The organism is Blautia sp. HCP3S3_H10_2 (genome assembly GCF_052122375.1).
Lineage (GTDB): Bacteria > Bacillota > Clostridia > Lachnospirales > Lachnospiraceae > Blautia_A.
On sequence record NZ_JBQKCL010000005.1, the window covers coordinates 14,142 to 41,028 of the forward strand.

25 protein-coding genes are annotated in these 26,887 nt (G+C 42.2%); 23 read left to right on the forward strand and 2 right to left on the reverse strand.

Annotated features, from left to right (window positions below; genetic code table 11):
• Window position 1: 1 nt before the first annotated feature.
• The 11 genes from ACTQWB_RS06440 to ACTQWB_RS06490 all read left to right on the forward strand — a co-directional run bounded on the left by ACTQWB_RS06440 (window position 2) and on the right by ACTQWB_RS06490 (window position 9,713).
• Window positions 2–1,546, forward strand: a complete 1,545-nt coding sequence (locus ACTQWB_RS06440) for an AAA family ATPase (RefSeq protein WP_441501150.1) — start codon at window positions 2–4, stop codon at window positions 1,544–1,546.
• A gap of 242 nt (window positions 1,547–1,788) precedes the next feature.
• Window positions 1,789–2,658 carry a class B sortase gene (gene srtB, locus ACTQWB_RS06445; RefSeq protein WP_441501151.1) on the forward strand — a complete coding sequence of 290 codons (870 nt, stop codon included), beginning with the start codon at window positions 1,789–1,791 and terminating at the stop codon, window positions 2,656–2,658.
• A gap of 64 nt (window positions 2,659–2,722) precedes the next feature.
• The gene (locus ACTQWB_RS06450) at window positions 2,723–3,451 is read left to right on the forward strand and encodes an NAD-dependent protein deacylase (protein ID WP_441501152.1); all 729 of its coding nucleotides are present in this window, start codon (window positions 2,723–2,725) and stop codon (window positions 3,449–3,451) included.
• Window positions 3,452–3,489: 38 nt separating this feature from the next.
• Window positions 3,490–3,684, forward strand: coding sequence for a DUF951 domain-containing protein (locus ACTQWB_RS06455; RefSeq protein ID WP_441501153.1), 195 nt, complete (start codon window positions 3,490–3,492; stop codon window positions 3,682–3,684).
• A gap of 109 nt (window positions 3,685–3,793) precedes the next feature.
• On the forward strand, window positions 3,794–4,081 hold the full coding sequence (gene rpsF, locus ACTQWB_RS06460) for a 30S ribosomal protein S6 (protein WP_117851485.1): 288 nt from the start codon (window positions 3,794–3,796) through the stop codon (window positions 4,079–4,081).
• Window positions 4,082–4,155: 74 nt separating this feature from the next.
• Window positions 4,156–4,608 (forward strand): single-stranded DNA-binding protein, encoded by a 453-nt coding sequence (locus ACTQWB_RS06465; protein ID WP_441501154.1) that lies wholly within the window; start codon window positions 4,156–4,158, stop codon window positions 4,606–4,608.
• Between the two features lie 42 nt (window positions 4,609–4,650).
• Entirely contained in the window at window positions 4,651–4,917 is a 267-nt protein-coding gene (gene rpsR / locus ACTQWB_RS06470; RefSeq protein WP_118583682.1) for a 30S ribosomal protein S18, read from the forward strand.
• 156 nt (window positions 4,918–5,073) lie between these two features.
• Window positions 5,074–7,128: a DHH family phosphoesterase gene (locus ACTQWB_RS06475; protein ID WP_441501155.1), complete on the forward strand. Its 2,055-nt coding sequence runs from the start codon at window positions 5,074–5,076 to the stop codon at window positions 7,126–7,128.
• The gene (rplI, locus tag ACTQWB_RS06480) at window positions 7,125–7,574 is read left to right on the forward strand and encodes a 50S ribosomal protein L9 (protein WP_441501156.1); all 450 of its coding nucleotides are present in this window, start codon (window positions 7,125–7,127) and stop codon (window positions 7,572–7,574) included. Before ACTQWB_RS06475 ends, rplI begins: the two co-directional genes overlap by 4 nt.
• 32 nt (window positions 7,575–7,606) lie before the next feature.
• Window positions 7,607–8,935: a replicative DNA helicase gene (dnaB, locus tag ACTQWB_RS06485; protein WP_441501157.1), complete on the forward strand. Its 1,329-nt coding sequence runs from the start codon at window positions 7,607–7,609 to the stop codon at window positions 8,933–8,935.
• Window positions 8,936–9,149: 214 nt separating this feature from the next.
• The gene (locus ACTQWB_RS06490; protein ID WP_441501158.1) at window positions 9,150–9,713 is read left to right on the forward strand and encodes a helix-turn-helix domain-containing protein; all 564 of its coding nucleotides are present in this window, start codon (window positions 9,150–9,152) and stop codon (window positions 9,711–9,713) included.
• 59 nt (window positions 9,714–9,772) lie between these two features.
• Here ACTQWB_RS06490 and ACTQWB_RS06495 read toward each other — a convergent pair whose 3' ends face one another.
• Complete coding sequence (locus tag ACTQWB_RS06495) at window positions 9,773–9,943, reverse strand: DUF362 domain-containing protein (protein ID WP_226819241.1); 171 nt, start codon at window positions 9,941–9,943, stop codon at window positions 9,773–9,775.
• Between the two features lie 282 nt (window positions 9,944–10,225).
• Between ACTQWB_RS06495 and ACTQWB_RS06500 the strand changes: the two genes are divergently transcribed.
• Window positions 10,226–10,429, forward strand: a complete 204-nt coding sequence (locus tag ACTQWB_RS06500; protein WP_226819240.1) for a DUF1858 domain-containing protein — start codon at window positions 10,226–10,228, stop codon at window positions 10,427–10,429.
• A gap of 116 nt (window positions 10,430–10,545) precedes the next feature.
• On the opposite strand, the gene ACTQWB_RS06505 is transcribed toward ACTQWB_RS06500, so the two are convergent.
• Window positions 10,546–11,328 (reverse strand): adaptor protein MecA, encoded by a 783-nt coding sequence (locus tag ACTQWB_RS06505; protein WP_441501159.1) that lies wholly within the window; start codon window positions 11,326–11,328, stop codon window positions 10,546–10,548.
• Window positions 11,329–11,912: 584 nt separating this feature from the next.
• Between ACTQWB_RS06505 and ACTQWB_RS06510 the strand changes: the two genes are divergently transcribed.
• From ACTQWB_RS06510 to ACTQWB_RS06560, 11 genes are all read left to right on the forward strand, one after another.
• Window positions 11,913–12,104, forward strand: a complete 192-nt coding sequence (locus tag ACTQWB_RS06510; RefSeq protein ID WP_441501160.1) for a hypothetical protein — start codon at window positions 11,913–11,915, stop codon at window positions 12,102–12,104.
• 250 nt (window positions 12,105–12,354) lie between these two features.
• A complete protein-coding gene (locus ACTQWB_RS06515) occupies window positions 12,355–14,019 on the forward strand; it encodes a glycosyl hydrolase family 18 protein (protein WP_441501161.1) in 1,665 nt (554 codons plus the stop codon).
• Window positions 14,020–14,117: 98 nt separating this feature from the next.
• The gene (locus tag ACTQWB_RS06520) at window positions 14,118–14,804 is read left to right on the forward strand and encodes an N-acetylmuramoyl-L-alanine amidase (protein WP_441501162.1); all 687 of its coding nucleotides are present in this window, start codon (window positions 14,118–14,120) and stop codon (window positions 14,802–14,804) included.
• A 91-nt stretch (window positions 14,805–14,895) separates the two neighbouring features.
• The gene (locus ACTQWB_RS06525; RefSeq protein ID WP_441501163.1) at window positions 14,896–16,875 is read left to right on the forward strand and encodes a hypothetical protein; all 1,980 of its coding nucleotides are present in this window, start codon (window positions 14,896–14,898) and stop codon (window positions 16,873–16,875) included.
• On the forward strand, window positions 16,859–19,132 hold the full coding sequence (locus tag ACTQWB_RS06530; RefSeq protein ID WP_441501164.1) for a DUF2298 domain-containing protein: 2,274 nt from the start codon (window positions 16,859–16,861) through the stop codon (window positions 19,130–19,132). Before ACTQWB_RS06525 ends, ACTQWB_RS06530 begins: the two co-directional genes overlap by 17 nt.
• 183 nt (window positions 19,133–19,315) lie before the next feature.
• Window positions 19,316–20,380 (forward strand): L-threonylcarbamoyladenylate synthase, encoded by a 1,065-nt coding sequence (locus ACTQWB_RS06535; RefSeq protein WP_441501165.1) that lies wholly within the window; start codon window positions 19,316–19,318, stop codon window positions 20,378–20,380.
• Complete coding sequence (rpiB, locus tag ACTQWB_RS06540) at window positions 20,377–20,811, forward strand: ribose 5-phosphate isomerase B (protein ID WP_441501166.1); 435 nt, start codon at window positions 20,377–20,379, stop codon at window positions 20,809–20,811. The genes ACTQWB_RS06535 and rpiB overlap by 4 nt, the downstream gene beginning before the upstream one ends.
• A gap of 16 nt (window positions 20,812–20,827) precedes the next feature.
• The gene (locus tag ACTQWB_RS06545) at window positions 20,828–21,358 is read left to right on the forward strand and encodes a deoxycytidylate deaminase (RefSeq protein ID WP_441501167.1); all 531 of its coding nucleotides are present in this window, start codon (window positions 20,828–20,830) and stop codon (window positions 21,356–21,358) included.
• Between the two features lie 13 nt (window positions 21,359–21,371).
• On the forward strand, window positions 21,372–23,486 hold the full coding sequence (locus ACTQWB_RS06550) for an LTA synthase family protein (RefSeq protein WP_441501168.1): 2,115 nt from the start codon (window positions 21,372–21,374) through the stop codon (window positions 23,484–23,486).
• A 508-nt stretch (window positions 23,487–23,994) separates the two neighbouring features.
• Entirely contained in the window at window positions 23,995–25,434 is a 1,440-nt protein-coding gene (gene proS / locus ACTQWB_RS06555) for a proline--tRNA ligase (protein WP_441501169.1), read from the forward strand.
• Window positions 25,435–25,522: 88 nt separating this feature from the next.
• A complete protein-coding gene (locus ACTQWB_RS06560; protein ID WP_441501170.1) occupies window positions 25,523–26,851 on the forward strand; it encodes a CCA tRNA nucleotidyltransferase in 1,329 nt (442 codons plus the stop codon).
• Window positions 26,852–26,887: the final 36 nt, after the last annotated feature.

The following is a 26,887-nucleotide window of genomic DNA, read 5'->3' on the forward strand; positions in this document are numbered from 1 at the left end:
GATGAACATAAAAGAAGCGAAAAGCGAAATCGTGCATACTCTTGCGGCATATCTGAAAAAAGATGAAAATGGAAATTATACCTATCCACTGGTACGGCAGCGGCCCATTCTTCTGATCGGTCCGCCAGGCATTGGCAAAACTGCCATTATGGAGCAGATTGCAGCGGAGTGCAAGGTAGGGATGGTTGCATATACCATTACCCATCATACCAGGCAGAGTGCAGTTGGCTTGCCCAAGATCGTTTCCAGAAATTATAGTGGTATCCAGATGAATATAACAGAATACACCATGAGTGAAATTATTGCTTCGGTTTATGATTGCATGGAACGGACTGGGAAAAAAGAGGGAATTCTCTTTATTGACGAGATCAATTGTGTTTCTGAGACTCTTGCCCCGGCCATGCTCCAGTTTCTGCAGAATAAGACCTTTGGAACCCATAAAGTACCGGATGGCTGGATCATTGTGGCAGCAGGAAATCCACCGGCGTATAACAAGTCTGTCCGGGAATTTGATATTGTTACCCTGGATCGTGTCCGGAAAATTTCCATACAGGCAGAAGCTGATGTATGGCTGGAATATGCCAGGAAAAGAAAGGTACATGAAGCAATCATATCGTATCTTTCCCTGAAAAAAGAGAATTTTTATGTAGTAGAAAATACGGTAGACGGTAAGTTTTTCGTGACGGCCAGAGGCTGGGAGGATCTTTCAGAAATCCTGAAAAGCTATGAGGAGCTTCAGATAGAAATAGGGGAAGAACTGATCGGGGAATTTCTACAAAAAGAGGAAATTGCAAGAGATTTTTGTTCTTATTATAAGCTGTATGATAAGTACAAAAATGACTATCAGATTCTGGAAATACTGAAAGAAACTGTTTCTGAAGAACGCTATCAGCTCAGTTGTGATATGGCAGAAAAGGCACCTTTTGAAGAGCGTTTTACAGTTACAGAATTGGTGCTGGATGCAGTTGAAAATCAGGTTTCTGCGTTTGAAAAATGTGATAAAAAGATAGAAAGGCTTTATGAAAATCTCAGGCAGTTAAAGCTTTATCTGCAGGGGAAAGAAAATATAGAAGCCATGCAGCAATTCATTCTTTCCAGAAGAAATTCACTTGAGGCAAAAATAAATGCAGAACTGCTAACTGCTGGTGAGAAAGCTATAGAGGAAGAACAGATAAGAATCCTGGAGAGGTATTTGCAGGCTATAAGAGAAAAGCATATTACGGATATTGCTGATGGGATCAGGCTGATCCTCAGAATGTTTGGAGAGCTTTGCCAGGATAGAAAAAAGAAGCTTGAAAAGACGAAAAAAATGCTGGAAAATGGTTTCCTCTTTTTGGAAAAATGTTTCGGGGAGGGGCAGGAGCTGTTACTTTTTGAAACCAGTCTGACAGCAGATGACAGGATTAATACTTTTATCGCAGAGTATGGATGCGATTCTTATTTCAGGCATTGCGATCTTATATTGTATCAGAAGCAGGAGCAAAAACTGCGGGAAGAGTGCAGAAAAGTTCTGGAAGAAGTAAAATGTGAAGATTACCAGAAATAAGTATGCAGAGGGTATAATCAGGTTACCGAGAGGTGTGTGAACAGAAGTCTGATCAGAAAAGGTTAAGTTTCTGTCTCATAGTTGCGTGAAATTCCCATACCCATTATAATAATGAAGGATTGTGGGAGTAGCATAGCTGCGGAACAATCCATGGCGTCGGGTTAGTGGCAAAAGATCTTTTCCATTAACATCATTATAAGAATATGGGAGTAAATTAGTATCTTACATAAAAGGAGGTTTGTATGAGCGAAGATAAGAAGCCGAAAAAAAAGAAAAAAGCAGGAGATGTTCTGCTGACAGTTGTACTGATTGCAGCAATCTGTATATTCTGTTATGCAGCGTATAATCTTTATCATATTTATACAGAGTATAAAAAAGGATCAGATGAGTACAATGCGATTGCGCAGATGGCAGTAACAGAGCGGGATCCGGATAAAGATAAGGAGAATAATGAGGTGGCAGGACCGAATGGCCCAACATTAAAAGCACCTCTGGATATCGATTTTGATTCTCTGAGAAGCATTAACACAGATGTGATCGGATGGATTTATGTGGAAGCGCTGGATGGTGTCAGTTATCCGGTTGTTAAGGGAACGGATAATGACCAGTATCTTCATATGACCTATGAGAAAAATTATAATTTCGCTGGAACAATTTTCATCGATTATGAAAATAAGGCAGATTTCAGTGACTGCAATACTTTGGTGTACGGCCACAATATGAAGAACGGAACTATGTTTGGACAGCTGAAGAATTTCAGTAAGGATGATTCTGCATATAATAAGAACAAATATTTCTGGATCTTTACCCCGGAGAAAACCTACAGATATGAGATTATTTCTGCATATACCACAGCGGTAAACAGTGATACCTATACGCTGTTCAAGGGGCCTGGTCAGGAATTTGTGGATTATATGAATAAAATTGTTTCTTATTCAGATATCAAGACTACACCAGGTGAGCTGGGCGTAGAGGACAAAATCGTGACCCTTTCCACCTGCACCGGCAATGAATCTACCCGTTATGTGGTTCAGGGAAAAAGAGTAGATACGCTGGATACTGTAAAGAAAAACGATAACACGGAGCAGAGCTCTACACCAAGTGGAAATTAGATATGCGCACTGAGTGAAAGTGAAATACACCGTAAAGTGGGAAGCGCAGATTGGAGGAATGGACATGAGTAAGGAAGTTGAAAGGCTTCAGGAGTTGATTGACCAGTATGACAATATTGTATTTTTCGGAGGTGCGGGAGTTTCTACTGAAAGCGGAATCCCGGATTTTAGAAGTCAGGACGGACTTTATAATCAGAAATACGATTATCCTCCGGAAACCATTTTAAGCCATACCTTTTTCATGCGTCATCCTGAGGAATTTTATCGTTTCTACCAGGACAAGATGTTGTGTGATACAGCGAAACCGAATGTGGCTCACCTGAAGCTGGCAGAGTTGGAAGAAGCTGGAAAATTGAAAGCTGTTATCACGCAAAACATTGATAACCTTCATCAGATGGCAGGCAGTAAAAATGTGCTGGAGCTTCATGGAAGTGTATATCGTAATTATTGTATGAAATGCAAAAAAGCATATGATTTCAAATATATGAAAGCTGCCAAAGGTGTTCCAAAGTGTTCCTGTGGTGGAAGCATAAAGCCGGATGTAGTTCTTTACGAGGAGGGACTGGATGACAGTACCATCAATGCGGCGGTACGTGCTATTTCCCAGGCACAGGTCCTGATCATAGGAGGGACTTCCCTGGCTGTTTATCCGGCAGCAGGACTGATCGATTATTTTTCAGGGGATCATCTGGTAGTGATCAATAAGTCTCCGACGCCCAGAGACAGATATGCGGATCTTTTGATCAAGGAGCCTATTGGCCAGGTCTTTTCCCAGATAAAAGTAAAAAAATAGAAGAAGTGAGCGTGTTTGAAAAAGGAGTTTATAAATAGATGGCAGCAGTTGTATATGAAATTGGAGATATTGTAACATTGAAAAAAGGCCATCCCTGCGGCAGCAGGGAATGGGAAATCCTAAGAGTAGGAGCGGATTTCCGTCTGAAGTGTATGGGATGCGGTCACCAGATCATGGTACCGCGTAAAATGGTGGAGAAAAACACAAAAAATCTTCAGAAAAAGGAAAAATAATGCTTTACAGTCCGTAAAAAGTATGTTAGAATCAAAAATCGTGATATATAAAATATCCTTGCTCTTTGACAGGCAAAGGGCCAACAGACCATAAGGAGGTAAGACAAGCATGAACAAGTACGAGTTAGCATTAGTTGTTAGCGCAAAAGTTGAAGACGAAGTACGTGATGCAGTAGTTGAGAAAGCTAAAGGATACATCACTCGTTACAACGGCGTTATCACAGACGTTGAAGAATGGGGTAAGAAGAAATTAGCTTACGAGATTCAGAAAATGCATGAAGGCTTCTACTACTTTATTCAGTTTGAGGCAGACGCACAGTGTCCGGCAGAAGTAGAAAGACATGTACGTATCATGGACAACGTATTAAGATACTTAGTTGTCAGAAAAGACGCATAATCTTTTTGCATAATCGGATTTAGAAAGCACCATTAAGAGCCCGTTCACTTAGCATATTAAGAGAGGTAAGAAAAATGAACAAAGTAATTTTAATGGGACGCTTAACCAGAGATCCTGAGGTAAGATATTCCGCAGGAGAGAATGCACTGGCGATTGCCAGATACACATTAGCGGTAGACAGAAGATTTCGTCGTGATGGAGAAGCAAGTGCGGATTTCATTCCATGTATTGCTTTTGGACGTGCAGCGGAATTTGCAGAGAAGTATTTCAGACAGGGACTGAAGATTGCTGTTACAGGCCGTATTCAGACTGGAAGCTATACCAACCGCGAGGGACAGAAAGTCTATACTACAGAGGTTGTTGTGGAGGATCAGGAGTTTGTTGAAAGCAAGGCTGCCAGCGACAATTATGCTGCTTCCCATCCACGTACAAGTGCTCCGGAGGCATCCATGCCGAACCCGGGAACTGCTGCAGAAGGCTTTATGAACATTCCAGATGGCATTGATGAAGAATTGCCATTTAACTAGAGCCTGGCTCTAAGAACTGAATAAAACAGGAGGAAAACCAACATGGCTTACAATAATAGAAGCGAAAGACCAGATTCTCCAATGAAGAGAAGAGGCGGCCGCAGAAGAAAAAAAGTTTGCGTATTCTGTGGTAAAGAGAATAACGAAATCGATTACAAGGATGTAGCTAAATTAAGAAAATATGTTTCTGAGAGAGGAAAAATCCTTCCTAGAAGAATCACAGGAAACTGTGCAAAACATCAGAGAGCTCTGACTGTTGCTGTTAAGAGAGCACGTCATCTTGCTATGATGCCATACATCCAGGACTAATTGGACGTATCAACCGCCATCCGGAAGGGTGGCGGTTTTTCTATCTAATCTTCTATGGAAAAATCCTTGGAAATCTGTTATACTATACTACAAAGACAGTTTTAACAGTAGTTATGTAAACAAGCTATCTGAGGTTTTGTAAGTGAGGATGAACTTATGAATAAAAAACTGAAATTCAAGGGCTCGATGAAACAGTTCATGAGATGGCCACTGTATCTGACGATACTTCTGGTGTGGTTAGATATTCTTATTTTTATGGTAAGTGTGAAAGCCGGGTTTCTTGCCACACTGGGAATCATCATTTATGTTGTGGCAGCTCTTTTACTTACCCGTTTTCACAGGCCGTTGATTCTTAATGACCTGATCGCGTTTGCGAATCAATATGAATCCCTTGAGAAGCGTCTTCTGGATGATTTGGCACTTCCCTATGCGATCATGGATTCCAATGGAAGAATGATTTGGTCAAATAAAGTGTTTTCAGAGCTTACTGGGAAAGAACAGCTCTATAATAAAAATATCAGCACTATTTTTCCAGAGATAACTTCGGAACGTCTTCCGATACCGGAGAAGCAGGAAATCGCAGAAATGAGCACCAGCTTTGGTGACCGTATTTACCGGGTTTCCATGCAGCTGGTGACTATGAAGGATGTGGTGAATGAAGCGCGTATCCTGGAAAACGTAGACACAGATATCAATCTTATCGCAATGTTTTTCTACGATGAGACAGAACTGCAGGAATATATCCAGAAAAATGAGGATGATAAGCTTGTAGTGGCACTTGCATATCTGGACAACTATGAAGAAGCGCTGGAAGGCGTGGAAGAGGTAAGGCGCTCCCTTTTGATTGCACTGATCGACCGTAAGATCACCAAATATTTTTCCAATTTCGATGGCCTTGTCCGTAAGCTGGAAAGAGATAAGTATTTCCTGATCATGCGTCAAAGTTCCCTGGAGGCCTTGAAGGAACAGAGGTTTCACATTCTGGATGAAGTCAAGACGGTCAATATAGGTAATGAAATGGCAGTTACGTTAAGTATTGGTATCGGGCTCAACGGTGCTAATTATCTGCAGAATTACGAATATTGCCGTATTGCCATTGAGATGGCACTTGGGCGGGGCGGAGACCAGGTTGTGATTAAGAATGGGGATTCCATTACTTATTTTGGCGGGAAATCCCAGCAGATGGAGAAGAATACAAGGGTAAAGGCGAGAGTAAAAGCACAGGCCCTGAAAGAGTTTATGAGCACAAAGGACCGTGTGGTAGTTATGGGGCACAAGATCACAGACGTGGATGCTCTTGGAGCTGCTATCGGTATTTACCGCGCCGGTAAGACACTTGGGAAGCCGGTACACATTGTGGTAAATGATCCGACTACATCGATCCGGCCGCTGATGGCAGGATATATCAATAATCCGGACTATGAACCATCTATGTTTGTAGACTGCAGCCAGGCAAAAGAGCTTGTAGATAATAATACCGTTGTGGTTGTGGTTGATACGAATAAACCAAGCTATACAGAATGTCAGGATCTTTTGTATCTTACCAGGACGATAGTAGTTCTGGATCACCACAGAAGGGGCAGCGAAGTAATCCAGAATGCGGTCCTTTCTTATGTGGAGCCTTATGCGTCCTCTACGTGCGAGATGGTCGCCGAGATCCTTCAGTATTTCGATGAGGACTTAAGGCTTCGCAGTCTGGAAGCAGATTGTCTGTATGCAGGTATGGTGATCGACACCAATAATTTTACTACACGTTCCGGTGTGCGTACCTTCGAGGCAGCTGCATATCTTAGGAGAAACGGTGCGGATATTACAAGAGTACGCAAAATGCTCCGGGACAATATAGATGCATATAAGGCCAGAGCCGAGGTAGTGCGGACGGCACAGATCTATAGAAACTGTTTTGCCATCGGAAGATGTCCAAGCAAGGGGCTGGAGAGTCCTACTGTAGTAGGTGCACAGGCTGCAAATGAACTTCTGAACATTGCAGGCGTAAAGGCTTCTTTTGTTCTGACTCCATATAATAACGAGGTATATGTAAGTGCACGTGCCATTGATGAAGTAAATGTGCAGGTTATGATGGAACGCATGGGCGGCGGCGGACATCTGAACATTGCAGGAGCCCAGGTGAAGGCTACCGAGGATGAGACAGAGCAGATGATCAAAGAAATTATAGATCAGTTATACCAGGAAGGAGAATTTAAAGAATGAAAGTAATTTTATTAGAAGATGTAAAATCTCTTGGAAAAAAAGGTGAAATCGTAAATGTCAGCGACGGATATGCAAGAAATATGATCCTGCCGAAGAAGCTCGGCCTTGAGGCAACGCCGAAGAACCTCAACGACCTGAAGCTTCAGAAAGCAAATGAAGAAAAGGTTGCCCAGGAGAATCTGGAAGCTGCAAGAGCATTTGCCAAGAATCTGGAAGATAAAGAGGTTATCCTTACCCTGAAAGTCGGAGAAGGCGGAAGAACATTCGGCTCTGTTTCCACCAAGGAAATTTCAGAGGCAGCGAAGAAACAGCTGAATCTTGATATTGAGAAAAAGAAGCTGGTTCTGCCGAATCCAATCCGCAATCTTGGAGTGACAAATGTGCCGGTTAAGCTTCATCCTAAGGTAACGGGAAGTCTGAAGGTGTGGATAAAAGAAGAGGCATAATGCAGATTACAAGAGAGGATGTTTGTCACTAAATGGAAGAAGCGTTGATCAAAAGGATCCTGCCTCATAGCATTGAAGCGGAGCAGTCCGTGATCGGTTCCATGATTCTGGACCGGGATGCGATTCTGGTGGCATCAGAGATTCTTACAAGTGATGATTTCTATCAAAGCCAGTATGGTATTATTTTTGATGCCATGGTGGAATTGTGCAATGAAGGAAAACCAGTGGATCTGATCACTCTCCAGAACCGTCTGAGGGAGAAAGAGCTTCCGCCGGATATCAGCAGCATGGAATATGTCAGAGATCTGATCTCTGCTGTTCCTACCTCTGCAAACGTGAAATATTATGCAAATATTGTCAGTGAGAAAGCAGTTCTTAGAAGGCTGATCAAGGTAAATGAAGAAGTTGAGAATGCCTGCTATCTGGAAAAAGAGGGCACGCAGATGATCCTGGAGGAGGCGGAAAAGAGGCTGTTTAATGTTCTTCAGCGCCGTTCCAGTGATGAATTTGTGCCGATCCAGCAGGTTGTTCTGAATGCAGTCAATAATATCGAAAAAGCATCTAAGATGAAAGGAACGGTGACTGGTATTCCTACCGGTTTTGTGGATCTGGATTACAAAACATCGGGAATGCATGCTTCTGATCTGGTATTGATCGCAGCACGTCCGTCCATGGGAAAGACCGCTTTTGTCCTTAATATTGCCCAGTATATGGCTTTCCGTAAAGATGTCACAGTTGCTATATTTAGTCTTGAGATGTCCAAGGAACAACTTGTAAACCGTCTCCTTGCAATGGAATCACATGTAGATTCCCAGAATATGAGGACTGGTAACCTGAAGGACGAAGATTGGACCAAGCTGGTGGAAGGTGCTGATATCATTGGCCGTTCCAATCTGATCATTGATGATACACCTGGTATTTCCATTTCGGAGCTTCGTTCCAAGTGCAGGAAATACAAGCTGGAGCATAATCTTGGAATTATCATGATCGATTATCTTCAGCTGATGAGTGGAAGCGGACATTCGGATTCCAGACAGCAGGAAATTTCAGATATTTCCCGTTCTCTGAAGGCTCTTGCCCGTGAGATAAATGTCCCGGTTATTGCACTTTCCCAGTTAAGCCGAGCAGTTGAACAGCGTCCGGATCACAGACCGATGCTTTCTGACCTTCGTGAATCAGGTGCTATTGAGCAGGATGCGGATATGGTAATGTTCATTTACCGTGATGATTATTACCATAAAGACACAGAGAAAAAGGGAATTGCTGAGATCATCATTGCCAAACAGAGAAACGGTCCTATCGGTACTGTGGAACTGGTATGGCTGCCACAGTATACCCAGTTTGTTAATATGAAAAAATAAAAGTGATGATTTAATAGTAATCTTATAAAGCTTTTGCAGGAATGCTGATAAGTTTTAGAAGTTTAGGGAAAAGGCCGGCAGGTTATGTCGACCTTTTTTTCTTGCATTTGAATATCCCTTTGTTATAATAAAAACAGTAGATTTTATGCTATTGCCTGTGGGAAATATGTGTATGTGTCTGGTAGATAGCAGTAAATTTATGAGGAGGGGTAGTATGGAAAAATGCTATACCGTGGCCGAGACTGTGAAAATGACAGGCGTGAAATCTTATGTCCTTCGCTACTGGGAAGAAGAGCTTTCACTTCCAATCCGCAGAACTGAGCTGGGGCACCGATGCTACACCAAAGATGATATTCAGCTGATTTTGAATATCAAGGAACTAAAGAACAGAGGCTTACAACTGAGGGCAATACACGATCTTCTTCCGAAACTTGTGAGAACAGAAGGACAAGAGGTGAGCACCCCTGCGGATTTAGGAAAAATACATCTGCCTGATACGGAAATAATAGGAGAATTGGAAGAACAGAGTCAGGAAAATATTGTGATTCCTGGAAATAACCAAAAGAAGGTAGAAAAATCAGAAGAAAGTAACGAAAAAATACTGGAATTTCAGGAAATACTGGAACGCCTGATCACCCAGGAGCTTCATGCGAAAAAAGAGGGAGAGGAAAGATGGCGGACTCTGGATGCAGCAATCAGAAGACAGCAGATGGCAAGAAAAGAGGCTGCGGCAGCATCTGAGAAGATGAGTAAAAAGAAAAAGAGGACAGGTAAATAAAAAAGAGGGGCTTCCTGTGGAAGCTCCTCTTCATGCTATCATTACTTATACGGGGAAAATCAACCCTCGCTGATAGCGCCTGTAGGACAGGCATCGGCACAAGTTCCGCACTCCATGCAGGAATCAGCGTCGATTACGTAATGATCATCTCCCTGAGAAATAGCACCTGCTGGGCACTCGCTCTCGCATGTTCCACAGCTTACGCACTCGTCAGAAATTACATATGCCATTATTATATCCTCCTTTGATCTCTTTAGTTCCCTTTCGGGATATGGTTATATTCTAATATATCTGGCATAGGATATCAAGTACAAAATTATAAACAAATTTTTAGAATTGTGGTGGTTGCGCAAATGTGTATTTGGTATTATAATGATGAAACGTGGATAATTGTTGCTTTTTAGAAGCGGCAGATTTTTTCATGGATTATGCCACATCTACGAAATGCGAAGCATTTTGGAGGTCGGCTCTGAACAATTATGATGTTTTAATAAAAAAGGAGGAAACAGATCATGGCACAGGTAACAAAAGATATGCTGATCGGTCAGCTTCTTCAGTTAGATCCAAATATGGCAGGTATTCTTATGGCATCCGGTATGGGATGTGTAGGATGCCCATCTGCACAGATGGAATCTCTGGAGGAGGCTGCTATGGTACACGGAATTGATGCTGATGTTTTACTTCAGCAGCTGAATGATTATCTTGCAGGCCGTTAGTATGTGAGAACCTGGAAAGGTTTTTGTGGCTTGAAGCGATAATAAGCTATAAATAAAAGGGACTGGCACTTGCACCAGTCTCTTTTATTTATAGCTTATTATAGTTTTTACAGCTTTCAGATTTTAGCCAGCTGCTGTAATGCTTTGCGGGAAATCAATTCGCCGTGTTCTTTAAGATGTGCCTCACCGGCAAGGGTAAAGGAACGGCCGTTTCCATATTCGGAAAGAATATTGCAGACTTTATTAAACTCTTCAGCAGTGCAGGAGGACTGCTGTATGATCAGCTGATAGTGTGCATTTTCATCTTTGTAAAGTGTATTAGTCCCATTATAGTAGCCTTCCAATCCGTGGGCAGCTGCGATTACATCATCAAGAGTATGGAAGGTATAAAGCCGTACCAGATTTACGGAGATCTTTCTGGCCTTTGAACTGGAAGCTTTTTGGGAGGCTTCGCTGGAATCCGCAGTCTGAGAGTCCGAAGCTTCGTCAGAACTTTTTCCTTTCTGGGAAGTCTTATGTTCAGCGTTTTTTGCTTCTTCGTACAGCTTCTGGAAAATATCAATGATATTATCTGCGCCATCAAAGTGGAGGGTGTCAGGTTTGGATTTTTTATACGGTGAGAATTTGGAAAAACGGGTGTCAAGTTCCTCAGGATCCTCTACCTTTGTGATAATGAGGATCACACTTTCTCCATTTACGGGAATTGCCTCAATCATCAGTGGGATGTTATCAGCTTCAAAGCCGAATTCAATCTGAGCCTGCTGCATCATTTCCCTGAAAAGCTTCTTGGCTTTATCAGTGCCATAAGCTAGCTCACTGATACGGATCTGGTGGCTGTCAAGATCTTCCTTTGTGAGTGTGCAGCGGATCTGGTTGTCGCTGATTTTTTCGATTTTCATATGATCACATCCTGTTCTTTGTGGAATTGTATTATATTCGGTCTATAATAATGATGTCAGAGCCCTTTTTCAAACAGGCTCCAGGGTACCAAATGTCTTTTGTTCTTACAAAATGTATGGTATAAAACAAAAGCCATCTTGATTTTTCATTGTATAATATATGTCCCAAAAGTGCAATAGGTAAAAAACAGGTAAATCTGAGTCTGATTATTAAATTTTTCGAAACAGAGTAGAAAAAAAGAATAAACTGGTCAAAAGCTATTGCATAATGGAAAAAGAATCCGTATAATGAAGCACAAGAAAAAGGAAACGGCTCTGTGACTCACAAGAATAAAAGTGAAACTGATCACAAGTTCGTATTAAGTATTAACATTAACATCTGTTTTTTTCTAAAAGCAGCGCCAATCTGTCATACAGCGTTTCAGCTGTGGCGGTGTTTATATTCCCTGAAGATGAAAGGAAGCCATGTTCCGTCTCTTTTTTCTGTAAAATGATTCAGGTGCTTTCTGAATCCATAAAAAGGGAAAGGAGGTCAGGACACGAAGCGTATATCACGATCCGGAAATGAAGAATCCTGCAGATCATTGGAAGGTGAGCTGACCAGATACGAAGAACTTGGAATTGCTCTTTATCTGGAAGGAAAACCCAGTGATGCCAGAGCCATTGCAAAAGCCTGTCAGATTGCAGATGGTGGAGGATATATGCGGGATTATACAGAAGATGGACAAGGACATATTGCCCGGGTAGATTTTGATTTTGTAGAGGATGAGCAATAGTCTGTGAAAATGATGCAGCAGTTATTTTGAAGAATGCCGGAAATTCTTTTGAAACAGCAGTTTCCCCCTACTCATGCTTTTGCAAAAAGTTTTTCCGGCATTTAAAATCATACGAGAATGTAAATAATTTGTGAAAAGTCGAATTATGGAATACAATCCCTAAATAAAGTGTGTTATAATGTAAAACGGCTGTGGCGAAAAGTCAGCAGTGTATAGTTGCAATGAGATTTTTACCGAGAGGATAAAATTTATGAAGAAAAAAATTAGCCCTGTAGTTGTGGTTTGCATTTTGATCGCAGTGGTCGCGGTGATCGGAATCGTGTCAACTTTGATCATGCGCCGCATTCCTACCAGGAAACAGATGGATTTAACAGAATATTATGGACAGATGAATGATTCGGAAGCTGCGATCATAGTAGGAACCCAGATTCTTGAGCAGAAGGCAGTGATGTCAGGGGAACAGCCTTATCTTCCAGTTGATGTGGTTGATAGCTATCTGAATCAGAGATATTATTGGGATGAAGAAGGACAGCAGATTCTTTATGCCACCCCGTCTGAACTGATATATACGCCAGCTTCATCGGATGCAGGCAGTGATGTATGGTTAAAAGATGGAACTGTTTATCTGAGCCTTGATTTTATAAAGAGATATACAGACCTGGATACTTATGTGTACCAGCAGCCTAACCGTGTAGCCATTCAGAAGGATTTTTCAAATGTCTCTGTTGTTTCAGCCAAAAAGGATACTTATGTACGTTATCGCGGTGGAATCAAGTCTGAAGTTCTGACTCAGGTGAAGAAGGGCGATAACCTGATTCTTATGGAAGAGCTTGAGAATTGGGATCAGGTGGCAACCTGGGATGGATATATCGGTTATATAGAGAAGAAAAGCGTAAGCGATATACAGAATTTGAATATGGACCGGGAAGCTGTGGGAGAGGCTTATACTTATCTTACCATGGATCAGCCGGTAAACCTGGTATGGCACCAGGTAATGTCTACAGATGCAAATGCAGGGCTTTCAGATTCCATCCAGAATATGACTGGTGTGAATGTAATTTCCCCAACCTGGTTTTATGTAACCGACAATAGTGGAAATATAATCAATAATGCTACTATTGATTATGTGACACTAGCCCATGAAAGAGGTCTGAAGGTATGGGGACTTGTGGATAATTTTACTCAGGATATCAGCACTTATGAAGTGTTGTCTAAGACAAGCTCCAGACAGAATCTGATCACACAGCTGGTGAACGCAGCAGTAGGTGCGGGAATTGATGGAATCAATGTGGATTTCGAGCAGCTTAGCGAGGATGTAGGGGTACACTTTCTGGAATTTCTCCGGGAGCTTTCTATAGAGTGCCATAAGAATAATCTGGTTCTTTCTGTAGATAATCCTGTCCCGGAGGATTTTACCAGCCATTATGACCGTGCTGAGCAGGGCAAAGTAGTGGATTATGTAATTATTATGGGATATGATGAGCATTATGTTGGATCGGAGCAGGCTGGTTCTGTAGCTTCTCTTCCGTGGGTGGAAAAAGGAATTCAGGATACCATTGCAGAAGTTCCAGCAGAACGGGTGATCAATGCAGTGCCGTTTTATACAAGACTCTGGAAGACAGAGGCTGGCAGCCTGTCAAGCGAAGCGATAGGAATGGACACTGCACAGGAAGTGGTAAACACCAATAATGCCCAGGTATACTGGGATAGTGATGTGAGCCAGAATTATGGAAGCTTTGAGAAGGACGGATGTACTTACCAGATCTGGATCGAAGATTCCCAGTCTATTGCAGCCAAGGTACAGCTGGTTCAGAAGTATAATCTTGCCGGAGTGGCAGCATGGAAGCTTGGTTTTGAGAATAGCGGTATCTGGCAGGTGATTACAGATAACCTGTCTGGCAATACAGCACAGTAAACTTTTATACGAATGATAAAAACATTCTCTGAAACATATATATAATGTGAAAGGCAAAATGGCTTTGCATTTAATATATGGCGGGGAGTGTTTTTCTATTGAAAAAGCATATAGTGGAATTACTTATGGGATGTCTTTTACTGCTGTGCTTTTACTATCTGTCCAGGGAAGCTGCGGCAGTCTCTGTGGAGATGAATCAGAAAAAAGTGATCGTAGTAGACTGCGGGCATGGAGGAAGTGATCCGGGAATGATCGGAATTGATGGATTGAAAGAAAAGGATTTTAATCTTGCCATAGGTCTGAAAGTGAAAGATGCATTGGAAAAAAGAGATTTTCAGGTGGTGATGACAAGAGAGACGGATCAGGGGCTATATGAAGAGGGCGCGAAGAACAAAAAAGCACAGGATATGCAAAAAAGAATTCTTCTTATACAGGAAGTGAAACCAGTTCTTACATTGAGCATTCATCAGAACAGTTATGAAGACTCTGCTGTAAAAGGACCACAGGTATTTTATTACCGGGATTCTGTACAGGGAGAACAGCTGGCGAAGATCATTCAGGAGAAACTGAATGAGTATCTTCAGGTGGAAAGACCAAGAGCGGCAAAGGGCAACACGACCTATTATCTTCTGAAACGGAGTCCGGGAGTTTTGAATATTGTAGAGTGTGGATTCCTTACAAATCCAGAAGAAGCTGCAAGCCTGTCTCAGGAGAAGTATCAGGAAAGAGTAGCAGAAGCCATTGCGGACGGAGCCGTCCAATATGTAAAAAGCATGCAAGGATGAGAAAATTCGTCATGTTTCGCTGGAACTATATACTTTTCAGAAGTATTAGATTCTGCTATACTGGACAGGAAAAAATAAGTGGGAGAGTACTATGTTTGGATGTTTTTATCTGATTCTGGCAGTGCTTTTGGGGAAAGAGATCACCAGACCACTTTTGTCAGAACAAAAAATAAAAGAAAAAGGAGTAACCCCCTTCTGGGTAGGATTTTCCTGCGCATTTGGAAGTGGAGTGCTGCTTCTGACCTGGGCAGTGTACATAGCGGCGTGGCTGCTTAGCGTGTGTGGTGGGATGGAAACCCCGCTTTTGGGTGCAGATCTGATCGTGATGCTGGCAGCAGGATGTCTGTTGGCGCTGATCTATTATAAAAGAAGGCACTCGTTAAAAGAAATCCGGGAAGTGGTTTGCCGGGAAATTCCACCGGGAAAGGAAATTGCCTTTTTTCTGGTTCTATTGGCCCTGATCACATGGATTATGTTTTTCGTTTTTCATGTAAGCGGAGAATATTTATATTCTGGATTTACTGTATTTGGGGACTATGCACCTCATACTGCAATGATGAGATCCTTTTCTCTTGGCAACAATTTTCCGACCCAGTATCCGCACTTTGGCGGTGAGGACGTGAAATATCATTTTATGTTTCAGTTTCTTACCGGGAATCTGGAATATCTGGGAATGCGTATTGATGTTGCCTATAATCTTGTGAGCAGCTTGTCACTCTGGTGCTTTTTTATGATGCTGTATTCCATAGCGAAGCGGTTAAATGAAAATATGGCTTCTGGGGTGCTGGCAGTTGTTTTTGTGGTATTCCGAAGTGGAACTGCCTTTTTCAGGTTTGTATATGAACATTTACAGGCAGGAGACCTTTGGGAGACGCTTTCACAAAATACAGCTTTTATTGGCTATACGGCAAATGAAAACTGGGGGTTATGGAATTTTAATGTTTATCTGAATCAGCGACATTTAAGCTTTGGCCTTCTGATGGCAGCCATGGTGTTATGGATTTTTATGGAGTGGCTGGAAGACGGCTGCGCTCATGCTGAAAAAGGAATCGCGTGGCTAAAAAAACGTTTCTTTACCATAGAAGCCTGGAAATGTAAAAAGCCGGAGACCGCTCTTATGGCTGGTCTGCTTTTGGGGCTTTGCTCTTTCTGGAATGGAGCTGCTGTAATTGCAGGGCTTTTAATTCTGATGGGCTTTGCTGCTTTTTCAGATGGGAAGCTGGATTATCTTATCATGGCGATGGTAACGGTCGTGTTTTCCGAAATCCAGTCTAAAATGTTTGTGTGGGGAAGCGTTATCTCGCCATCTGTATATTGGGGATTTCTCGCGGATGACAAGTCACTTACAGGGATAACAGCATATCTGTTTGAAATCAGTGGTGTGGTTTTTCTGGGGATTATCGTACTTGTGTTTTTTATGAAAAGAATGGAAAGAACCGTTGCGCTAAGTGTACTTTTCCCTGCCATAATTGCTTTTATTGTTTCACTTACCCCTGATGTGAATGTAAACCATAAATACATTATGATCTCATATGCGTTTCTTACGATTTTCTGGGCAGGGGCAGTGTGCAGACTGTTCCACAAATGTCTGCCTGGGAAAATCCTCAGTGTACTGTTGGCACTAAGTCTTACGGTTACAGGAATCTATGATTTTGTGGTAATATTAAAAGATAATGATTCCGGACACCGGGTAACAGTCAATCTGAAGAGCAGCCTTACCACCTGGCTGTCAGAAAATCTTGAAAAAGATGATTTTATCCTTACTCCGGAATACAGCATGAATGAGGTGACCATGTCCGGGGTAATGCTGTATCTGGGATGGCCTTATTATGCATGGTCAGCTGGATATGATACTTATTACAGAGCTGAACAGGCAGTGGAAATTTACACCACTTTGGATGCACAGGTGTTGAAAGAAACAGTAGAGAAAGAGCATATTACCCATATTCTTTTTGAGGATGGGATGAAATTTGAGGAAAAAGAATGCCGTGAGGATGTGATCGCGGATACTTATCCTCTGGTTTATCAATCAGATGATGGGAGAATCAGAATTTATGGAACAGAGCAATAAGAAAAAAATAAAGGTACAAATGATCATAAAGCTTTTGCTGGCAGCAGTCCTGCTTGTCTTGTCTGCATTTTTGCTAAAAGGAGATGTGTGGACCTTCTGGACCTGGTGGCTTTTGGCGGGAGTGCTGGGATTTGCCGCAATGCCTGTTACGGGCAAGCTGTTTTGGCGTTTTGAGGATAAAGGATGGATTTTTTCAAAAGTTCTGGCAATTGCAGCAACCGGATTTATTACCTGGTTTCTGGTTTCAATTAAACTGCTTTCTTTTAATGCTTTGACATGTGTGGCTGTAACTGTAATATGTGCGGTTATCTGTCTGCTATTATTGAAAAAACAATCAAAAGATGGGATTGAGTGCTTTCCGGCAGATCATATTTCTTTAATTTATTGGGAAGAAATTCTGTTTTTTGCAGCATTTCTTATGTGGACATATCTGGCAGGCTTCCATCCTGCAGCATATGGGACTGAGAAATTCATGGATTATGGCTTTATGGAAGCCATGATGAGAAGTACTACACTTCCGGCAAGGGATCTGTGGTATTCAGAAGGACATATTAATTATTATTACGGTGGACAGTACTTTGCAGTATTTCTCACGAAGCTTTCTCATACAAAGGTGGAACTGACTTATAATCTTATGCGCTCCTTTGTTGCAGGACTGGCTTTTGTGATGCCGTTTTCCCTGGTTTACCAGATGATGGCAGATCGTATGAAAGGACAGCAAAAAAGTGGGAAAACAATCAGACGACTTCCCTTTATAGCTGGATTTACAGCAGGTACAGCTGTTTCAATTGCAGGAAATATGCATTATGTGATCTATGCACAGATCATACCATTGATCGAGAAGCTGACTGGTCAGGAAGTAAGCAGCTACTGGTTTCCGGACGCGACACGTTACATCGGGTATAATCCTTATCGGGAAGAAGACCGTACCATACATGAATTTCCATGCTATTCCTTTGTGCTGGGTGACCTTCATGCCCATGTAGTAAATATTATGTTTGTGCTTCTTGTGATAGCACTTCTTTATGTGTGGCTCAGAGGCGTGCGTAAAAAGACCGTAGCTGTGGATGTCTCCATGAAAGATGGAAAATTCTGGAAAGAACAGCTTCTTGTGCCCCATTTGCTGGTGGTAAGTGTCCTTCTTGGAATGTTCCAATGGACAAATTTCTGGGATTTTGTAATTTATTATGTAGTAACTCTTGGAACGGTACTGTTTGCAAACATTCTCAGATTTCAGGGCAAAATAAAGAAAATCATTGCTGTGACATTTGTCCAGATGGTGGAAATTTATCTGGTGGCTTATCTTGTAATCCTGCCATTTACTTTACAGTTTGATACCATGGTGGATGGCGTTGGAATAGCGAAATACCATTCTTATTTTTATCAGCTCATGGTATTGTGGGGGCTTCCTGCTGTTCTTACAGTTGCTTTTATAATTGCGATTCTTTGGGAAAAGTTAAGGGGAATGGAGAATAAAAGTCTGTACCGTCTTATGAAAGCGATACGCACAGCTGACCTTTTTGCGATTATTACAGGGCTTTGCGCTATAGGTCTTGTTGCTATTCCGGAATTTGTGTATGTGCGTGATATCTATGAAAATGGTAATGCAAGGGCGAACACTATGTTCAAGCTTACTTATCAGGCATATATTCTCTTTGCTCTGACTATGGGATATGGGATCTACAGACTTCTGGTGGTATCCAGACAAAAAATATTTAAATTTATTTCCGGGTTATGTCTGTTTTTCCTGGTCTGGACAGTGGGGTATTTTGGAAAAAGTGTTACCTCCTGGTTTGGAAATGTATTGAATCCGTCTGGATACCAGGGCCTTTATGCACTGGGCTATCTGGAGACGGATTTTTCAGAGGATGCCCCAGCAATTCAGTGGCTAAAGGAAAATGTGAAAGGGGCACCTGTTGTACTGGAAGCAAATGGAGACAGCTATACTGGATTTGAACGTGTTTCCGCATCCACAGGTCTTCCAACGATTCTTGGCTGGTATGTCCATGAGTGGCTGTGGAGAAACGATACAGATGACCTGAACCAGAAGAGTGGGGACATTACGGTTATTTATACATCCGAGGATGAAGAACAGGTGCGATCACTTCTGAAAGAGTATGATGTTTCCTATATATTTGTGGGATCCAAGGAGAAGGAAAAATATGAAGACTCTTTGAATGATGCATTACTGCAGACGTTAGGAGAAATCGTATTTATGGATGAAAATTCAGGTACATATATTGTGAAGGTACAGTGATGAATTGAGTGAATGATTATGTCGCGGTGAACAGAGAGTAGTAGCACATCAAGGGGAGTAAATCCGGGACATGAACAGTCGCTTGACATCAATTCGGAACTGGTGTTATAGTAAGGAATGCTGAAAAGTAGCAACTGTTTGGCCTATTTTGAACAGTACCAAAATAAAGAAAGCTGGATTAGAATGAAAGCAGAGATTGTAACCATGACGGCAAAGGAAATTGACCAGGAAGCCATTGCCCGGGGTGGAGAAATATTAAAAAAAGGTGGGTTGGTTGCATTTCCCACTGAGACCGTCTATGGACTTGGTGGAAATGCCCTGGATCCTATGGCATCAAAAAAAATATATGCAGCCAAGGGACGCCCATCGGATAATCCGCTGATCGTACACATTGCAGAGCTTAAGGCTCTTACTCCCATTGTGAAAACTGTACCGGAAAAGGCTAAGATTCTGGCGGAGAAATTCTGGCCGGGTCCCCTTACCATGATCTTTGAAAAATCAGATCTGGTTCCACTTGAAACGACAGGTGGTCTTAACAGTGTGGCAGTGCGTTATCCAAGTGATCCGATTGCCGCACAGCTGATTCTGGCAGCCGGGGGATATGTGGCTGCACCAAGTGCCAATACTTCCGGAAGACCAAGCCCGACTACAGCGCAGCATGTGGAAGAGGATCTTGGGGATGCTATTGATATGATCATTGATGGGGGGCCTGTGGGAATCGGCCTGGAATCTACAATCGTAGATTTTACTGAAGAGGTTCCAGTGGTTTTAAGACCTGGATATATTTCCCTGGAAATGCTTCAGGAGGTTCTTGGGGATGTAAGGATGGATAAAGGCCTGATAAAGTCTGACAGTAATGTTCACCCTAAGGCACCGGGGATGAAATACCGGCATTATGCGCCAAAGGCAGATCTTACTATAGTGGAAGGCTCCACAGAAGATGTTATAAATGCCATTAATCAGTTTGTAAAAGAAGATCAGACAAATGGACTTCAGGCAGGAATTATTGCTACAGAGGAGACTATATCGGAATATCCTTTGGGAATTGTGAAATGCATTGGCAGCAGGGAAGCTGAGGAGACCATTGCACATAATCTTTACGAGGTATTGCGTGAATTTGACCAGTGCCAGGTAAGTAAAATTTATTCAGAAGCCTTTTATACCCCTAAGATGGGACAGGCTATCATGAACAGGCTGTTAAAAGCAGCCGGACACAAAATTATCAAGGTAGGGAGAGAAGAAGAATGAGAATAGCATTAGGTTGTGATCATGGTGGATTTGAACTGAAACAGGAAATTATGAAACATCTGGAAGAGAGAAAGATTGAATATAAGGACTACGGCTGCCATAGTACTCAGTCAACAGACTATCCGATTTACGCAAAGAAGGTTGCACATGCTATTCTGGACGGAGAATGTGATCTTGGTATCCTGGTATGCGGAACAGGCATAGGAATCTCTATTACAGCGAACAAGATTAAGGGAATCCGTGCAGCAGTTTGCACAGACTGTTTTACTGCTGAGGCTACAAGACTTCATAATGATGCAAATATTCTGGCACTTGGCGGACGCGTAGTAGGTCCTGGACTTGCTCTTAAGATCGTAGACACTTTCCTGGATACTCCATTTTCAGGAGAAGAAAGACATATGCGCAGAATCGCCCAGATTGAGACCGAATAGAAAGGAGTGCTTTCCTATGGAAAAAAATGTGCAGATGGCGCCAGTAAGTGCAGCTGTAAATTTGAACCACAAAAGAGAAGGATACCTGACCTGGGATGAATATTTTATGGGGGTAGCCATGCTTTCCGGAATGCGTTCCAAGGATCCGAATTCCCAGGTGGGAGCGTGTATTGTCAGTGAAGACAATAAGATCCTTTCCATGGGATATAATGGTTTTCCGAAAGGCTGCTCAGATGATGAGTTCCCATGGGCAAGGGAAGGGGAGCCGCTGGACACCAAATATCTGTATGTGACCCATAGTGAGCTGAATGCGATTCTGAATTACCGGGGAGGAAGCCTTGAAGGGGCAAAGATGTATGTAACTCTTTTTCCCTGCAATGAATGTGCCAAGGCAATCATTCAGGCAGGAATCAAGACGTTAGTTTATGACAGTGATAAATATGCAAGCACTCCGTCTGTTCTGGCATCCAAGAGAATGCTGGATTCAGCTGGTGTGCGTTATTATCAGTATAAGAGAACCGAAAGAGAAATTTTGCTTACGGTGTAAGATGAGGTCGGTTGTGAAAAATACGAATGAAAATATAAGTGTAAATACAGGTATGTTAAAAACTGGTAGCTGGAAAAAGGTCACGGGAGCAGTTTTTAGTACAGCAGTACTTTTGCTGGTTGATTTTTTGATTATTTATACCCTTTCCAGCAGTGAAGATGGTATTAATCTTGCAGATAAGAAAAAGCTTTTTTTAATTCTTTTGGGAAATGTGATTTTTGTTATATTTCTGGTATTTGGAGAGAAGCTTTCCAAAAGGATGCAATCAAAATCATTTTTTAAGATTGCAGATGGAGTTATTCTTGTAATAACACCTCCTGTTATGCTGGTTTTTGTACAGATGATTTCCTGGCTGACAGGATTTAGGGGAAGATCAGTTTCTACCTTTACAGGATTAGTAAAAAGAGTACTTTCCATGAAAGGGTTTTATATTTTTACGAATCTGATAATTTATTATCTGCTTCTGGGAGTTCTGATCCTTATTTTTAGAAAAATAAAAACTGCTTCAGTAGTATTTTGTTACCTGGTAGTGATTTTGGTAATGATCAATTACTTTGTTATGGAATTTCGTGGAGAACCATTTGTTGTTCTTGACATTGTTGGGATGGGAACTGCTGCTGAAGTTGTCGGGGAATATGAATTTAAGATTCCTTTAATGCTGGGGATACCGATCGTTTATTCCATAGCATTTGCACAGTTTCTTTCCAGATTCCAGACACTGGAGCTGGGGAAAAAATCCAAAAAGAATTTTGCGGCAAGAATGGGAGTGCTGGCTGTACTGGCTGCAGCAGTTATTGTATCTTTTTTGCCAATCATGCATAAACTGGAACCGGTTTCTTTATGGAATATTAATAAGGAATATAAAAGAAAAGGATATATTTATACGCTTACAAGGGAAACCCAATATATCTATATAGAGGAGCCAGACGGATATTCAGTGGAAAAAGCAGAAGAATATGCCAATGAGATTGAAGAGAAGAAAGATGATTCTGCCGCAGCATCAGATCCTGAAACGATAACTCCAAAGAATATCATTATGATCATGAATGAGAGCCTTACGGATTTTGAAAGCATAGGTGAAGTTAAGTCAAATATGGAAATTCTGCCATACATAAGAAGTCTGGATAAGAATGTAAAGCATGGACTGATACATGTTCCTACATTTGGAGCAGGAACGGCACGTTCAGAATATGAGGCACTTACAGGAAATAGTATGAGCTTTCTGCCATCTGGAAGTGTACCGTATCAGTTATATATCCGTGATCCGGAATATGGTATGGCAGATATTTTAAAAGCACAGGGATATTATACTATTGCAATGCATCCGAACAAGGCTCATAACTGGAATCGTGCTTCTGTATATCCAAGTATGGGATTTGATGAATTTATCAGTCTTGAAAACTGGGGAGATGAGCATCAGGAATTAGTTCGTGAATATGTCAGCGATAAAGCTACATTTGAAAAACTGATCAGTGTTTATGAGGATAAAGATCCAGATGAAAAATTGTTTACATTCTGTGTAACGATGCAGAATCACGGCGGTTATACAGTAAGCAGCAGAGGATCTTTTGATGCAGAAGTAAAGCTTAATTATGATAAGAAATATCCTTTGGCAGAAACTTATTTATCTCTGGCAAGAGAGTCTGATTCAGCATTTAAGGAATTACTGGAATATTTTGAAAAGGTTGATGAACCTACCATGATCGTTATGTTTGGTGATCACTGGCCGAAAATCGAGGAGGATTTCCTGGCACAGGTTCTTGGAGCAAACAGAATGAGTCTGGATCTTGTTGATAGCCAGAAATATTACACAACACCTTATGTAATCTGGACGAATTATCCATCTGAGACAGTGGAGGAAGATTTCAGTTCGAATTATCTTGGCAGTTATGTGATGAAACTGGCAGGACTTGAAATGCCAGGCTATAACCAGTTCCTCATGGATCTGAAGGAACAGCTTCCGATCATTGGGGTTGGAGCTGTCTGTGATAAAGATGGAAACTGGTATGCAACTGATGATCTTCCAGATAATTATCAGAAGCTGATGGATGAATATGATATTTTGGAATATAATAATCAGTTTGAAAAGAAAACGATACTAGAGAATTTGTTTACCTTGAATAAGTAAAAGAAAATACCCAGACAAACAGCTGACGTGCACCTGTTTGTCTGGGTATTTGTAACATTCTGGAGGTTGTCTCTGAACAGTTTCGGGTATTTTTATTTCTGTACTTGACATGAGCAAAAAATTCGCATAAAATAAACACGTCTAACAGGCGATATAGAAAATTTTGTTTATATGAAAACAGCGATGAAGAGAATAGTACATGAGGAGCAATCCCAGAGAGAAATCCAGCCGTAAGGCAATGGTGTGAGGATTTTGTGCGCAAGTCATGGAACCGGCCTCGGAGCTCCGTATGATTGAAGTACGGCGTATGTCCTACGTTACCAGGAATGTTGAGTGAGCAGTGGAATATATCTATTGGAATGAAATTCCGTTAATCCGGTGCTAATCAGGGTGGTACCGCCGAAGCCTTTCGGTCCCTTTTACAGGGATGGAAGGTCTTTTTTTATGTAAAGGAAAAGCTTTCTGCCCCTGACAGAATTTGTATGAAAATGAAAAAAGGAGAAAAATCATGGCAAAAGAAAAGAAAATGGTAGAAGCCATCACATCTATGGATGTGGATTTTGCACAGTGGTATACTGATGTTGTAAAAAAAGCAGAGCTGTGCGGCTACACAAGTGTAAAAGGATGTATGGCAATCAAACCAGCAGGATATGCAATCTGGGAGAATATCCAGAAAGAGCTTGACCGCAGATTCAAAGAGACCGGCGTAGAAAATGTATATATGCCAATGTTTATTCCGGAATCTCTTCTGGATAAAGAGAAAGATCATGTAGAAGGATTTGCACCGGAGGTAGCATGGGTAACACATGGCGGACTTGACCAGCTTCAGGAGCGTCTCTGTGTACGTCCTACTTCCGAGACTCTTTTCTGTGATTTTTACCAGAAAGAGATCCAGTCTCATAGAGATCTTCCGAAGGTATACAATCAGTGGTGCTCTGTAGTACGATGGGAGAAAACAACCCGTCCGTTTTTACGTTCCCGTGAGTTCTTATGGCAGGAGGGACATACTGCGCATGCTACAGCTGAGGAAGCGAAAGAACGTACCATCCAGATGCTGAATCTGTATGCGGACTTCTGTGAGGAAGTACTGGCAATTCCGGTTATCAAAGGTCAGAAGACAGAGAAAGAGAAATTTGCAGGTGCAGAGGCTACTTACACAATCGAATCCCTTATGCACGATGGAAAGGCACTCCAGTCCGGAACCAGCCATAACTTCGGCGACGGATTTGCAAGAGCATTCGGTATCCAGTATACAGATAAAAATAACCAGCTCCAGTATGTACATCAGACATCCTGGGGAATGACTACCCGTATGATCGGTGCCCTGATCATGGTTCATGGCGATAACAGCGGACTTGTACTTCCGCCAAGAATTGCACCTGTCCAGGCAGTTGTGATCCCGATCCAGCAGAGAAAAGAGGGCGTTCTGGAGAAAGCTGATGAGCTGACACAGATCCTGAAAGCAGCTGGAATCCGTGTGAAAGCTGATGTTACAGACAAGAGCCCGGGATTCAAATTTGCAGAGCAGGAAATGCGTGGTATTCCGGTAAGAATCGAGTGTGGTCCGAAGGATATTGAGAACGGACAGGCTGTTATCTGCCGAAGAGATACCAGAGAGAAATACATTGTGAAATTCGAAGAGCTTGCAGTTAAGGTTCAGGAAGTTCTGGATACCATGCAGAAGGAAATGCTTGAAAGAGCAAGAGCTCACAGGGACGCTCATACTTATGTAGCAACAAATTACGAGGAATTTAAAGAAACTATCAACACAAAACCTGGTTTCGTAAAAGCTATGTGGTGCGGTAACCGTGAGTGCGAAGACAAGATTAAAGAAGACGTTCAGGCAACCTCCAGATGTATGCCATTTGAGCAGGAGCATTTAAGCGACGTATGTGTATGCTGTGGAAAACCTGCCAAGAAGATGGTATATTGGGGACGTGCTTATTAAAGATTAAGGGTTACTGTTCACATTGTGTCCAGTAATACAAAAGGGGCAAATTTATTTTGCCCCATTTTATTTAAGGCAGGTGATCCAGATGCAATTTGAAATTCCGCAAAAAGTTGAAATTATTATAAATACTCTGGAAGATGCCGGATTTGAGGCCTATGCAGTAGGAGGCTGTGTCCGTGATGCACTTCTTGGAAGGACGCCAAATGACTGGGATATCACGACCTCTGCAAAGCCAGAGCAGGTGAAAAATCTGTTCCGAAGAACAGTAGACACCGGGATCGCACATGGAACGGTAACGGTTTTGCTGGATAAAGAAGGGTTTGAGGTTACGACCTATCGGGTGGATGGGGAATATGAAGATGGGCGCCATCCAAAAGAAGTAACATTTACCGCCAGTCTTGAGGAGGATCTGAAGCGGCGTGATTTCACTATCAATGCTATGGCGTATAATCCTGAAAAAGGCCTGGTGGATCTTTTCAATGGTCAAAAAGACCTGGAGAATAAAGTAATCCGCTGTGTAGGTGATCCGCTGGAACGCTTTACAGAGGACGCACTTAGAATTATGCGTGCCGTCCGTTTTTCTGCCCAGCTTGGCTTTTCTCTTGAGGAAGAAACGAGAAAGGCACTTTCTGTACTGGCACCAAATCTGAAGCATGTGAGTGCAGAGCGGATTCAGGTAGAGCTGGTAAAGCTTCTGGTATCCCCCCATCCGGACTATCTGCGGATCGCCTATGAGGCTGGGGTTACGAAAGAGTTTCTTCCGGAATTTGACCGTTGCATGGAGACACCTCAGAACACCCCTCATCATTGTTATAATGTAGGGGAACACATTCTTCACAGCCTTCTGTATGTCCGTGGGGATAAAGTACTCCGGCTGACGATGCTTCTCCACGATATAGCGAAGCCAGTAGTAAGAAAAACAGATGAAAATGGCAGGGATCATTTTAAAACCCATGCTGTTGCAGGGGAAAAAATGTCTAAAGAAATTCTCCGCCGTCTGAAATTCGATAACGACACTATTGCGAAGGTAAGCCGTCTGATCCGGTGGCATGATCTGCGCCCAACCCCGGAACCCGCTGATGTGAGAAAAACAGTGAACACAGTAGGTGAAGATCTTTTCCCCATGTGGATGGAGGTCCAGTATGCGGATAATAAGGCAAAAAGCGACTACCGCGGGGAAGAAAAAGCTGCCCGGCAGGCTGGCGTGAAAAGAACCTGGGAAGAAATCCTGGAAAAAGGAGAATGTGTTTCTATGAAAGGGCTTGCAGTTACTGGAAGTGATCTGATCGCGGCAGGAATGAAGCCTGGAAAAGAAATGGGAACCGTGCTTCACAGGCTGCTGGATGCGGTATTGGAAGATCCCAGGCTGAATGAGAAAGAGAAGCTTCTTTCCCTGGCATTTGAGAAGGGCTAAAGGTAACTTGCGCATAAATCCCCTTGGCTCTGAACG